This is a genomic window from Alistipes sp. An116 (assembly GCF_002161005.1).
In the GTDB taxonomy this organism is placed as follows: domain Bacteria; phylum Bacteroidota; class Bacteroidia; order Bacteroidales; family Rikenellaceae; genus Alistipes; species Alistipes megaguti.
Map to the genome: position 1 here is coordinate 53,531 of NZ_NFLR01000011.1, position 12,109 is coordinate 65,639.

The following is a 12,109-nucleotide window of genomic DNA, read 5'->3' on the forward strand; positions in this document are numbered from 1 at the left end:
GTCCGTTTGCCGGGTTGTCCGGGTTGTCCGTTAGCTTGCCGGCCGTATGAGAATCGCATGAAAAACTCGATATTGATGACTATGAAAACCAACCTCTACTGCCTGTTGGCTGCCGTGCCGGCAGCTGCCCTTCTTTCGGGCTGCGGAGAGACGACGACCTCTTCGCCGCGCCTTCCGAACGTGATCTTCATCTATGCCGACGACCTGGGCATCGGTGATCTGAGTTGCTACGGCGCCACGAAGATCTCGACGCCGAACATCGACCGCCTGGCGGCCCAGGGCCAGCGCTTTACGAATGCCTACGCCACTTCGGCGACGAGTACGCCGTCGCGCTTCGGACTGCTGACGGGCATGTACCCGTGGCGGCAGCAGAATACGGGCATCGCTCCGGGCAACTCCGAACTGATCATCGACACGGCGTGCTATACGCTGGCCGACGCCCTGCACGATGCGGGTTACGCGACGGCAGCCGTCGGGAAGTGGCATCTGGGACTGGGCCCGGCCGGCGGAACGGACTTCAATACGGAGATCCGTCCGGGGGCCCGCGACATCGGTTTCGACTACGAGTTCCTGATTCCGGCGACGGTCGACCGCGTGCCGTGTGTCTTTGTCGAGAACGGCCGTGTCGTGGGGCTCGATCCGTCGGATCCCATCACGGTGAGCTACGACCACAAGGTGGGCGACTGGCCCACGGGCGCGGAGAATCCCGAACTGGTAAAACTGCGGCCGAGCCAGGGGCATAACAATACGATCATCAACGGTATCCCGCGTATCGGCTGGATGACGGGCGGCCGGTCGGCGCTGTGGGTCGACGAGAATATCGCCGACACGATCACCGCGAAGGCCACGCGCTTCATCGCCCGCCACCGCGACGAACCCTTCTTCCTCTATATGGGGACGCAGGATGTCCACGTGCCGCGGGTTCCTCATCCGCGTTTTGCGGGCAAGAGCGGTCTCGGCACTCGGGGTGACGTGATCCTGCAGCTTGACTGGACGATCGGTGAGGTGATGCGCACGCTCGACAGCCTGGGGCTGGCCGACAATACGCTCTTCATCTTCACGTCGGACAACGGTGCGGTGATCGACGACGGCTATCAGGACCAGGCCCGCGAACTGTTGAACGGCCACACTCCGATGGGCATCTACCGGGGCGGGAAGTACAGCCTCTACGAGGCCGGGACGCGTGTGCCGTTCATCGTGCGGTGGCCCTCCCGCGTGCAGCCGGGCGAACAGCCTGCGCTTTTTTCGCAGATCGACGTCTACCGCTCGCTGGCGGCCCTGACCGGTGCCGAACTTCCCGCCGCGGCCGCCCCCGACAGCCGCGATTGCCTGCCGGTGCTTCTCGGCGAGACGCAGACCGACCGGGAGTTCATCGTCGAGCAGAATCTGAACAATACGCTGGCTCTTATTTCGGGACCGTGGAAATACCTTGAGCCGAGCGACGGTCCGGCGCTGGAGTTCTGGACCCGGACCGAACTGGGCAACTCGCCCGAGCCGCAGCTCTATGATCTGCGCGAGGACCCGCGCGAGCAGCACAACGTGGCGGCCGAACATCCGGAGGTGGTGGCCGATCTGTCGGCACGCCTTGCGGAGGTGCGCGAGGCGGTGAAGCCGACGGTCCGGTAACCGGATCCGGACACGTCTTCGCTCAAGCGGGTCCCTCTTCGGATTGGGCAGAAAGAAAACCCGGCCGTCGTATGGACGGCCGGGTTTTCTTTGAAACGGCTTTTCAGGAGAACTTCGCCGCTTTTTCCCAGTCTCTCCGGCAACCCCATTCCTTCCGATGCAGCGGGCGTGTGACGCTGCTTTTCGAGCGTCCGTGTCGGCGAGCGTCTGTTTTTACTCCTTTTCCTGCTCCTTGGCCAACTCGGCCTGGCGCAACTCGCGGAAGCAGTGGCGGCAGATGGGCTCGTAACTGTCCTGTGCCCCTAGCATCACCTGCTTGTCGTCGCTGGTGAGGCGGTGGGAGTGATGGGCCAGATTGCCGCAGCGGACGCAGATGGCGTGGACCTTCGTGACGTATTCGGCCGTGGCCATCAGGGCGGGCATCGGCCCGAAGGGTTTGCCGGTGTAGTCCATGTCGAGCCCGGCGACGATGACACGCACCCCGCTGTCGGCCAGCTGCCGGCAGACGTCGACGATGCTCTCGTCGAAGAACTGCGCCTCGTCGATACCGACCACATCGACGTCGGAGGTCATCAGCAGGATATTCTGCGGTGACTCGACGGGGGTCGACCGAATGGCGTTGGCGTCGTGCGAGACGACCTCTTCCTCGGAGTAGCGGACGTCGATGCGGGGTTTGAAGATCTCGACGCGCTGGTGGGCGAACTGGGCCCGTTTGAGCCGGCGGATCAGCTCTTCGGTCTTTCCGGAGAACATCGAACCGCAGACAACTTCGATCCAGCCCTTTCGGCTGGCATTTTCAAGAAACATAACTATCGGGAAAGTTTTGAATACAACACGAGGTATCATCGGCCGCCGGGGCTTTTCGTGCCGCCACCGACGTCCGGGCGATCGGGTCTTCCGGCCGGTTATTTGCGCATCTCACATTCGTCCAGCCGGGTGATCCGAGCGCCGAGGGCATTCAACCGCACGTCGATGTCCTTGTATCCGCGGTCGATCTGTTCGATGTTCTGGATCGTGGAGACTCCGTCGGCCGACATGGCGGCGATGAGCAGGGCGACGCCGGCGCGGATGTCGGGCGATGTCATGCGCGTGGCGCGCAGACAGATGCGGTGGTCGTGACCGATGACCGTGGCGCGGTGGGGGTCGCAGAGGATGATCTGGGCACCCATGTCGATCAGCTTGTCGACGAAGAAGAGACGGCTTTCGAACATCTTCTGGTGGATCAGTACGGCGCCTTTGGCCTGGGTGGCGACGACGAGGAAGATCGACAGCAGGTCGGGGGTCAGCCCGGGCCACGGGGCATCGGCAATGGTCATGATCGAACCGTCGAGGAAGGTTTCGATGCTGTAGTGGTCCTGTTGGGGGATGTAGATGTCGTCGCCGCGCTGTTCGAAGCGGATGCCCATGCGGGCGAACTGTGCCGGGATGATGCCGAGGTTTTCGTAGGAGACGTTTCGGATGGTCAGCTCCGAACGGTTCATGGCGGCCATGCCGATGAAGCTGCCGACCTCGATCATGTCGGGCAGCAGCATGTGTTCGGTGCCGCCGAGCGAGTCGACGCCCTCGATGGTGAGCAGATTCGAGGCGATTCCGGAGATGCGGGCGCCCATGCGGTTAAGCATGCGGCAGAGCTGCTGTACGTAGGGTTCGCAGGCGGCGTTGTAGATGGTCGTGATGCCGCGGGCCATGACGGCGGCCATGATGATGTTGGCCGTACCGGTGACCGAGGCCTCGTCGAGGAGCATGTAGTTACCCCGGAGGTCGCGGCCCTCGACCATGAAGAAGTCATCGGCGATGTCGAAGTTGAACTTGGCGCCGAGTTTCTGGAATCCGATGAAGTGGGTATCGAGCCTGCGGCGGCCGATCTTGTCACCGCCGGGTTTGGGGATGTATCCGACTCCGAAACGGGCCAGCATCGGTCCGATCAGCATGACCGAACCGCGCAGACGGGTGCACCGCTGTCGGTAGTCGTCCGAGCGGAGGTATTCGAAGTCAATATCGCGGGCCTGGAAGGCGTAGGTGTCATCGGCCAGCTGTTCGACGATGACGCCCATGCGTCGCAGCAGCTCGATGAGCTGCATGACGTCGAGGATTCGTGGGATGTTTCTCACGACGACGCGTTCGGGGGTAAGGAGCGTTGCGCAGAGGATTTCGAGGGCTTCGTTTTTGGCGCCCTGAGGGGTTATCGAACCGTGGAGGCGGTGCCCTCCTTCGACCTTGAAGATAGCCATTTCGGATGTTTGTTAACGGATTCGTAAAACAGGGGCTCCGGATGCGGCGACGGTTTATGTCGAGGACTCCGGAGCGAACTGTTCTTCTACAAAGATAATTGAAAAAGGGGGTTTTACCCGTAGAAATGAAATATTTTCGTGAAAAATTTTTGCGGATCGTTTTTTTGTTGTACTTTTGCAATCCGTAAAAATGTCTGAAACAACAAAAAACAGATAGCTATGGCAATGAAGAGAACTTTCCAGCCTTCGCGTCGCAAGCGTATCAACAAGCACGGATTCCGTGCTCGCATGGCTACGGCCAACGGTCGCAAGGTGCTGGCAGCGCGTCGCGCGAAAGGGCGCAAGAAACTGACCGTATCGGACGAGTCGACGTTCAAGTACGCATAAGTTTCCGGCAGAAAGGTTTAAGGCCGACTTTTATCGAGTCGGCCTTCTTTCGTTGGGGCCTGTAGAAATCCGGACAACCATGATTGAAACCTTGACAACACGACGGCTGGAGCTTCGTCCGTGGCGGTTGGAGGATGCCTCCGATCTGTACGCCGTAGCGCGGGATCCGCAGGTGGGCCCTGCTGCGGGTTGGCCGCCTCACCGCAGTGTCGAAGAGAGTGCCGGGGTGATCCGTACGGTTTTTGCCTCTCCTGAAACCTATGCCGTGGTGTTGCGGGAGAGCGGGCGGCCCGTCGGATGTGTCGGATTGCTCTTTCCGTCGTCGAGTCATTTCCGGCTCGGAACAACCGAAGCCGAGGTCGGTTATTGGATCGGTACGTCGTGGCGAGGCCGTGGACTGATGCCGGAGGCCTTGGGCGAGTTGGTTCGCCGTGCGTTCGAGGAGCTGGAGCTGACGGCGCTCTGGGGCAGTTGTTTTGTCGGAAACGAAGCATCGCGACGCGTGATGGAGAAGTGCGGCTTTCGTTATCTTCGGACCGAATCCGGGTTGCAGGATCTCGCCGGCGGTTTGCCTCAGATGGGTGAGATCCTGTGCCTGAGGCGTGACGAATGGCAGGCCTTGCAGCACGTCTATCTGCGCCGGGCCTCGGAGTCCGACATTCCGCTGATCCGGCAGGTTGCCGAGGCTGCCTTTCCGGCCACCTACCGTGAGATTCTCACCCCGTCGCAGCTCGACTACATGATGGATTGGATGTATTCGGAGGAGAGTCTCCGCACACAGTTCCGCGAAGGACATTGCTTCTATCTGGCCTTTCTCGACGGTGCGCCGTGCGGCTATGTCTCCGTCGAACGAGAGGGTGAGGCTCTTTTTCACCTGCAGAAGATCTATGTGCTGCCGCAGGCCCAGGGTCACGGTATCGGAGGCCGTCTTTTCCGGCAGGCCGTTGCGCATGTGCGGCGCCTCTCACCGACGCCGTGTCGTCTGGAACTGAATGTCAACCGTCATAACCGGGCCCTGCACTTCTATGAACACATGGGCATGCGGCGTCTGCGCGAGGGGGATTTCCCGATCGGCGGGGGATTCTACATGAACGACTACATCATGGGGCTGGATATTGCATAGCCCCGGCTCCTCTTCAGACAAAAACGGATCGACCGTCAGGTCGATCCGTTTTTTTGTATCCATTCTCCGGCCTCACTTCGGCCGCTCCTCCTTGCTCTCTCTTCTTGCTCTCTCTTCTTGCTCTCTCTTCTTGTTCTCTCTTCTTGTTCTCTCTTCTTGTTCTTTCTTCCACTCCTTCTCCTTGCTCTTCCCCTCTTTTCTCCCTCTTCTCCCTTTCCTCTCTCCCTCACCACTGTCTCCTTTCTTTTTACGCGGTTCTCTTCCGTTTTTGGCCCCGGAGACCCCGCCCTATTCGCCCTTGGGCACCTCGGAATCGTTCTTGAAGAGGTCGATTTCGCCGCGCTCGACCTTGCCGTACAGGTCGGCCAGTTCAGCAATCACCGGCGAGATGAACTCCAGCGTATCGGTTACGGCCGATTTGTTGCCCTCGCCCTTGATTCGGTAGAGCATGGAGGCGTAGAGGGCCCGGAAGCAGAGTTCGGTATCACTCATGCCGGGGTTGCCGATCACGGCTCTCAGCCGCGGCAGTTCGGGTTCGAGCCGGGCATAGGTTTGCCGGTAGTGTTCGCCGACGGGGAGTTTCAACAGTTGCAGATGCAGGTCGTGGAGATCCTGAATCAGATGGAGCGTGTGTTCGAGATGTCCCTTCTCCTCCTTGCCTTCCTGTTGGAGCAGCGTTGCCAGGTCGAGGTACCACATCAGGAAGATGTGTTTCTGCTCTTCGGCGATGTCTTTGCGCGGGGCGATCAATGTCGAGTAGATAGCCTCGGGGCTGAACTGCAGCGCCCGCATCAGATCCTCCAGCTGCCAGAGGTAGAGAATGTATTCGGCGATATTTTCGCGTCGTTTGGCTTTTGCAATATCCATGTTTTTCCGTTTTTGAGGCTTTCCTTTTGTTGAGGGCCTGCCTTTACCGTCCCTTCTTGCCGCTCCATCTTTACCGCATCCCTTTCACCGTTCCTCCTTGCTGCGGCTTCTTTTGCTGCCCCTTCTTTATCGCTCCTTCTGCACTGCTCTTTCGTCCCCCCCCCTCTTACGACTCGACCTTTGGATGCTTTGCCCGGTTTATTTGATCCAGGTTTTGGCGGCGGGACCGGAAAGGTGCTTCAGGAAGTACTGTTGCGATTTGAGCAGGTTGCGCGACTGGAGCACCATGTTCTTGGTTTCGGTCAGGATCGTCAGATAGAGCATCGAGGCCTTGGTGTTGGACTTGGCCTCGTTGATACGCGTCAGCTCGGACTTGATGGCGTCGGCGATCGACTCGAAGAGCTGGTCGCGCATCGTCAGTACGGTCTCGATTTCGGAAAAGTCACCCTCGCGCAGCATCTGGTTGATGCGGCGGTAAATCGACTCCACGTCGTCGTTGATCGACATCAGATCGCGGGTCTGGTCCATCGACATGCCTTCGTGGTTGTTGTCGATGTGTTCGAAGGCCGGGCGCGTGATGTGCATCAGGGCCTTGGTCATCTCGTTGAGGTAGTCGACGACCTGCACGTAGTAGTGGGCCGTGTTGACATCCTCGCCCTGGAGCTTTTTCAGCGTGGGGAGCAGCGAGTATTTCCGCTCGCGCGAGCGGTAGAAGAGGTCGTTCGACTCCTTGACCATGTCGCGCAGGACCTTTCGGTTCTCCTTGAAGACGGCGATCAGCGTGCGGTCATAGATCTTCGTGGCGGACTCCATCGTCGAGCAGACCTCGTCGCGCAGATCGGCGATGATATCCTCGTTGGTCTTGATCTGCTGGCGCTCCGCGGCATTGGTCTTGTCCTTCTTGAGGAAGTTGCTGTGAATGAGCATCCATCCGCAGAGGATGGTGATGATGATGAAGACCGGGGTTCCGCCGTAAATCAGGGCGAACCCGACCACCAGCGCGATGAAGAATCCGCCCAGGGCGGTGATGAACCACCCGGCGATGACGGTCATGACGCCCGAGATGCGGTATACGGCGCTTTCGCGGCCCCAGGCGCGGTCGGCGAGCGACGAGCCCATGGCCACCATAAAGCAGACGTAAGTGGTCGACAGGGGGAGTTTGAGCGACGTGGCCATGGCGATGAGCAGGGCTGAGGTGGTGAGGTTGACCGTGGCGCGGATCATGTCATAGGGGGCTCCGCTGTGCTCGACATCCTCGTATTCGAATCGCCGCGAGATGGCCTTGCGGACTCTGGGGGGGATGACGCGTTCGACGCCGGTATTGATGTTGAGGGCGGCGCGGACGATCGTGCGCGAGAAGAGCGACGAGCCGTATCGCTCCTGCCCTTCGTCGCCCTGGGCCGAGAGCGAGAGTTCGGTTTCGGTGACGTGCATGGCCTTTTTCGAGGTCCAGAGCGTGAGGATCATCATGGCCCCGGCGGCGAGCAGGATCAGGAAGTTGGTCGGGACGTTTTCGTTGAGGGGCTCCATGAGCATGCCGGCGTCACCCGTATGATGGGCGATGGAGTAGGCGTCGAATCCGGCGACGGGGACGCCGATGAAGTTCACCAGGTCGTTTCCGGCGAATGCCAGTGCCAGGGCGAATGTTCCCGAGAGGATCGTGATGCGCAGAATGTTGATCTTGAGCTGCTGGATGAAGAAGAGCACGAGCGAGCAGACGATCCAGCAGATGAAGATGGCCAGCAGCAGGTGGGTGTCGATCCACTCGATGAAGGCGTGCCCGTCGAGGATCGACTCCAGCCCCTTGAAGATGGCGAAGTAGATGATGGCCGTGAGCGAGGCGCCGCACCAGAGCGAGCCGTATCGGTGGAAGAGGGCCGTGTATCGGAACGAGAAGATGAGTCGGGAGACATACATGATGATCGTTCCGCAGGTAAAGGCGATGACCACCGAGAGGAGGATGGCCGAGACGATACCCATGGCCCGGGAGGTATTGATGTACTGTCCGAGGGAGGTGATTCCCTGCGCGGGGTCGTTCGAGATCTTGTAGATCGAGACAGCGATGGCCGAGCCCAGCAGACAGAAGATCAGCGAGACGGTGGTCGAAGTCGGGAGTCCCCAGGAGTTGTAGAGGTCGAGCAGGATGACGTTTGCGAACATGACGCCCAGATAGAGCATCATCACCTCGTGGAAGGTAAAGAGTCCGGGGTTGAACATGCCGCTTCGTGCGACCTCCATCATGCCGCTGGAGGTGATCACGCCGACGATGATGCCGATCGAGGCGACGGCCAGGATGATCCGCATGGGTGCGGCTTTGGAGCCGATGGCAGAATTGAGGAAGTTGACGGCGTCGTTCGTCACGCCGACGAAAAGACCAGAAACAGCGAGAATTCCCAGAATACCGACGATGAAGGTGTAGATTTCGCTCATGTTTGGTTTTAGTGCAATTTGAGAACAAATTTACTGGATTTTTCCCGATGAAACGGAATTGAAAGGGATTGTTAACGTTAATTTAACATCGCCCTGTCGGAAACATCCTCCGATTGGGGGCATTCGGCCGGCCGGAATCGCCCCTATTGTTCAAAACTGCTGATTCTGTGGGCTGATTCCCCGCCATCCCCGCCATCCCCGCCATCCCCGCTGTTCCTGCCGTCTCTGCCGTCCCCGTCATTCCTGCTGTCCCCGCCTTCTCCTTCTTCTTTGCCTGTCTTGCTTGTTCCGCCTGTTTCGTCCCGCCGCATCCCATCCTGCGCCGCTCGGTCCTGCCTCTGTGCTTCCGGACCTCTCTCTGTGCATCCAGGCTCTGCCCCGGAAAAGAGCGAGGGCGGACCGCCTGATGGCCGTCCGCCCTCCGCACGGGGTTTTACGACGCCGGGGCTCAATCCTCGTCGGTGTCGGTGTATGCCTTGAGCAGCTTCTCCTGCACGTCGGAGGGCACCTGCTCGTAGGAGGAGAACTTCATGGTGTAGGTGGCCGATCCGGAGGTGAGCGACGAGAGGGTCGTCGAGTAGCGGTAGAGTTCGGCCAGGGGGACGAGTGCGTTCAGCCGGTCGAAACCCTTGTCGGACTCCATGCCGGCGATCATGGCGCGGCGGTTCTGCAGATCCGACATCACGGCGCCCATGTACTCGCTCGGCACGAGGACCTCGACGTTGTAGATCGGCTCCATGATCTTGGGCCCGGCGTTTCGGAAGGCCTCCTTGAAGGCGTTCCGGGCGGCGAGCTTGAAGGAGATTTCGTTCGAATCCACCGGGTGCATCTTGCCGTCGTAGATGATGACGCGGATGTCGCGGGCGTAGGAACCCGTCAGCGGGCCCTGATCCATCTTCTCCATGATACCCTTGAGGATGGCGGGCATGAAGCGGGCGTCGATCGCTCCGCCGACGATGGCCGAGTAGAACTGGAGTTTGCCGCCCCACGGCAGATCGTACTCCTCCTTGTTCTTGATGTTGACCACCATGTCACCCTTGCCGGGGATCTTGTAGTTCTTGGGTTCGGGAATTCCCTCGTAGTAGGGTTCGATGATCATGTGCACCTCGCCGAACTGTCCGGCGCCACCCGACTGTTTCTTGTGGCGGTAGTCGGCCTGAGCGACCTTGGTGATGGTTTCGCGATAGGGGATCTTCGGAGCGATATACTCGTAGGGGAGTTTGTTCTCCTTCTCGATGCGCGAGCGGAGGATATTCAGGTGGTGTTCGCCCTGTCCCTGGACGATGGTCTGCTTCAACTCCTTGGAGTACTCGACCAGAATGGTCGGATCCTCATACCGGGCGTCGTTGAGCAGTTTGCCGAGCTTCTCTTCGTCGCTTTGCTCCTTGCACTTGATGGCGGCGCGGTAGCGGGGCTCGGGGAAGACGATGGGTTCGATCGTCACGGGAACCGTGGCGGCCGAGAGGGTGTCGTTCGTGCGCGTGCCCTTGAGTTTGACCGTGCAGCCGATGTCGCCGGCCGAGAGTTCGGTGACCTTGATGCGGTTCTTGCCGGCCACGGCGAAGAGCTGCGAGAGTTTCTCCTTGTTTCCGGTGCGGGTGTTGACGAGTTCCGTACCCTCGGTGATCTTGCCGCGGATGACGCGGAAGTAGGTGATCTCACCGATGTGCTGTTCGATCTGGCTCTTGAAGACGAATGCCACGGCGGGAGCGGACTCGTCGGCCGGAATCTCCTCGCCCTCGGTGGAGAGGAATGCCGGGGCCTTGAGCGGACCGGGGGCGACGTTGATGATGAACTCCATGAGACGTTTCGTTCCGATGTCTCGTTTGGCGCTGGCGCAGAAGATGGGCATCACCTCGCGTTTCGAGACGCCGATCTTCAGACCGGCGCGGATGTCGTCCTGCGTGAGGGTTCCCTTCTCGAAGTAGAGCTCCATGAGGGCCTCGTCGTGCTCGGCGGCCATTTCGACGAGTTCCTTGTTGAGTTCCATGGCCTTTTCCATCTCCTCGGCGGGGATTTCGAGCTCTTCGCGGTGGCCGTCGTTGTCCTTGAATCGGTACATCTTCATGAGCAGCACGTCGATGAAGGCGTTGAACGAGGGACCCTGGTTGACGGGATACTGGATGATGACGGGTTTGACGCGCGAGGCGGCCTTGATCGACTCGAAGGTCGACTCGAACGAGGCCTTGTCGGCGTCGAGCTGGTTGATGACGCCGATGACGGGTTTTTTGAGCAGACGGGCGTAGCGGGCCTGGATTTCGCTGCCGACCTCCCAGCCGTTCTGGGCGTTGAAGAGGAATACGCCGACGTCGCCGACCTTGAAGGCCGAGAAGAGGCTTCCGCAGAAGTCGTCCGAACCGGGGCAGTCGATGATGTTGAGCTTTCGGTCCATGAATTCGGTGAAGAGGATCGTGGAGTAGATCGAGCGTTTGTATTCGTGCTCGATATCCGTATTGTCCGAGAGCGTGTTGTTGGTCTCGATACTACCCCTGCGGTCGATGACTTTCCCCTCGTAAGCCATCGCTTCGGCAAGGGTCGTTTTCCCCGTGCCCGGGGCACCGATCAGTACAATGTTTTTGATCTCCTTGGCTGAATAGTTTTTCATATTCCGAAAGTTTTAGGTTTTTGGTTTCGTTGCGGTTGGCCGTGCCTTTTCAGGCACGCGACTATAAATATACGAAATAATCGGGAAAAACAACCACCGGAAACGAAAAAATCGCCCTTTGGGGGCGATTTTCGGGGCTTCGGAGCGGGTCGGATCAGTGTCCGTTGCCGGATTCGTACTCCTTGAGAACCGGAGCGATGACCTGCTCCATCAGATTGTATCCCTGACGGGTGGGGTGCACGCCGTCGCGGGTCAGCTCGCTGCGCATCGAGCCGTCGCCGGCATCCATCGCCGCATGATAGTCGACCCACGTGACGCCCTGTTCGTCGGCCCATGCCTTCAGAAGGGCATTGAGCTGACGGATCTTTTCGGCCACCTCTTCGATCTCGGGTCGCCAGGGGTATTTCCCGGCGGGGAGCACCGAACAGAGGATCGGTCGGATTCCGGCCGCACGGGCCAGTTCGGCCATCGAGACGATGTTTTCGACGATGTGCTCCATTTCGATCGGACCGTTGTTCTGGGCCAGATCGTTCGTTCCGGCCAGAATCACCACCGCCTCAGGGTGGAGGTTGATCACGTCGGCGCGGAAGCGGCAGAGCATCTGCGAGGTGACCTGCCCGCCGATTCCGCGGCAGGCGAAGTTGTGGTCGGTGAAGAACTCCGGATGGGCATTGTCCCATCCGTCGGTGATCGAGTTGCCCATGAATACCACGACGGGGGCCTTTTCGAGTCGGGCGTTGGCTTCGGCGTAGCGGCCATAGTCGGCCCAGTCGGCCGGGCGTTGGGCACCGGCGAGGAGCGGCAGGGCGGTGCAGCAGGCGAGCAACAGTTTTTTCATCG

10 protein-coding genes and 1 pseudogene are annotated in these 12,109 nt (G+C 59.8%); 4 read left to right on the top strand and 7 right to left on the bottom strand.

Annotation, left to right across the window (positions count from 1 at the left end; genetic code table 11):
• Nucleotides 1–81: 81 nt before the first annotated feature.
• The gene (locus B5E60_RS08820) at nt 82–1,626 is read left to right on the top strand and encodes a sulfatase-like hydrolase/transferase (protein WP_087311136.1); all 1,545 of its coding nucleotides are present in this window, start codon (nt 82–84) and stop codon (nt 1,624–1,626) included.
• A gap of 213 nt (nt 1,627–1,839) precedes the next feature.
• Here B5E60_RS08820 and B5E60_RS08825 read toward each other — a convergent pair whose 3' ends face one another.
• Nucleotides 1,840–2,433, bottom strand: coding sequence for a thymidine kinase (locus B5E60_RS08825; protein WP_087311137.1), 594 nt, complete (start codon nt 2,431–2,433; stop codon nt 1,840–1,842).
• 98 nt (nt 2,434–2,531) lie between these two features.
• On the bottom strand, nt 2,532–3,857 hold the full coding sequence (gene murA / locus B5E60_RS08830; protein ID WP_087311138.1) for a UDP-N-acetylglucosamine 1-carboxyvinyltransferase: 1,326 nt from the start codon (nt 3,855–3,857) through the stop codon (nt 2,532–2,534).
• Nucleotides 3,858–4,082: 225 nt separating this feature from the next.
• On the opposite strand from murA, the gene rpmH reads away from it, so the two are divergent.
• The 3 genes and pseudogenes from rpmH (at nt 4,083) to B5E60_RS14250 (ending at nt 5,367) form a co-directional block, all read left to right on the top strand.
• Nucleotides 4,083–4,244 carry a 50S ribosomal protein L34 gene (rpmH, locus tag B5E60_RS08835; protein ID WP_087311176.1) on the top strand — a complete coding sequence of 54 codons (162 nt, stop codon included), beginning with the start codon at nt 4,083–4,085 and terminating at the stop codon, nt 4,242–4,244.
• A gap of 79 nt (nt 4,245–4,323) precedes the next feature.
• Nucleotides 4,324–4,758: pseudogene (locus tag B5E60_RS14245) on the top strand (GNAT family N-acetyltransferase); the annotation flags it as partial.
• A gap of 63 nt (nt 4,759–4,821) precedes the next feature.
• Nucleotides 4,822–5,367: a GNAT family N-acetyltransferase gene (locus tag B5E60_RS14250; protein ID WP_087311177.1), complete on the top strand. Its 546-nt coding sequence runs from the start codon at nt 4,822–4,824 to the stop codon at nt 5,365–5,367.
• Nucleotides 5,368–5,402: 35 nt separating this feature from the next.
• Here B5E60_RS14250 and B5E60_RS13765 read toward each other — a convergent pair whose 3' ends face one another.
• The 5 genes from B5E60_RS13765 to B5E60_RS08865 all read right to left on the bottom strand — a co-directional run bounded on the left by B5E60_RS13765 (nt 5,403) and on the right by B5E60_RS08865 (nt 12,107).
• On the bottom strand, nt 5,403–5,600 hold the full coding sequence (locus B5E60_RS13765) for a hypothetical protein (RefSeq protein ID WP_143260703.1): 198 nt from the start codon (nt 5,598–5,600) through the stop codon (nt 5,403–5,405).
• Between the two features lie 55 nt (nt 5,601–5,655).
• Nucleotides 5,656–6,234, bottom strand: a complete 579-nt coding sequence (locus B5E60_RS08850) for a DUF4924 family protein (protein WP_087311139.1) — start codon at nt 6,232–6,234, stop codon at nt 5,656–5,658.
• Nucleotides 6,235–6,432: 198 nt separating this feature from the next.
• Nucleotides 6,433–8,664 (bottom strand): inorganic phosphate transporter, encoded by a 2,232-nt coding sequence (locus B5E60_RS08855; RefSeq protein WP_087311140.1) that lies wholly within the window; start codon nt 8,662–8,664, stop codon nt 6,433–6,435.
• Between the two features lie 448 nt (nt 8,665–9,112).
• Complete coding sequence (locus B5E60_RS08860) at nt 9,113–11,269, bottom strand: elongation factor G (RefSeq protein WP_087311141.1); 2,157 nt, start codon at nt 11,267–11,269, stop codon at nt 9,113–9,115.
• 154 nt (nt 11,270–11,423) lie between these two features.
• The gene (locus B5E60_RS08865; protein ID WP_087311142.1) at nt 11,424–12,107 is read right to left on the bottom strand and encodes a GDSL-type esterase/lipase family protein; all 684 of its coding nucleotides are present in this window, start codon (nt 12,105–12,107) and stop codon (nt 11,424–11,426) included.
• Between the last annotated feature and the right edge of the window lie 2 nt (nt 12,108–12,109).

Bases quoted from the DNA above. Each gene is read 5' to 3' on its own strand.
- B5E60_RS08820 (WP_087311136.1), top strand. From the start codon at position 82: ATGAAAACCAACCTCTACTGCCTGTTGGCTGCCGTGCCGGCAGCTGCC.
- B5E60_RS08825 (WP_087311137.1), bottom strand. From the start codon at position 2,433: ATGTTTCTTGAAAATGCCAGCCGAAAGGGCTGGATCGAAGTTGTCTGC.
- murA (WP_087311138.1), bottom strand. From the start codon at position 3,857: ATGGCTATCTTCAAGGTCGAAGGAGGGCACCGCCTCCACGGTTCGATA.
- rpmH (WP_087311176.1), top strand. From the start codon at position 4,083: ATGAAGAGAACTTTCCAGCCTTCGCGTCGCAAGCGTATCAACAAGCAC.
- B5E60_RS14250 (WP_087311177.1), top strand. From the start codon at position 4,822: ATGGGTGAGATCCTGTGCCTGAGGCGTGACGAATGGCAGGCCTTGCAG.
- B5E60_RS08850 (WP_087311139.1), bottom strand. From the start codon at position 6,234: ATGGATATTGCAAAAGCCAAACGACGCGAAAATATCGCCGAATACATT.
- B5E60_RS08855 (WP_087311140.1), bottom strand. From the start codon at position 8,664: ATGAGCGAAATCTACACCTTCATCGTCGGTATTCTGGGAATTCTCGCT.
- B5E60_RS08860 (WP_087311141.1), bottom strand. From the start codon at position 11,269: ATGAAAAACTATTCAGCCAAGGAGATCAAAAACATTGTACTGATCGGT.
- B5E60_RS08865 (WP_087311142.1), bottom strand. From the start codon at position 12,107: ATGAAAAAACTGTTGCTCGCCTGCTGCACCGCCCTGCCGCTCCTCGCC.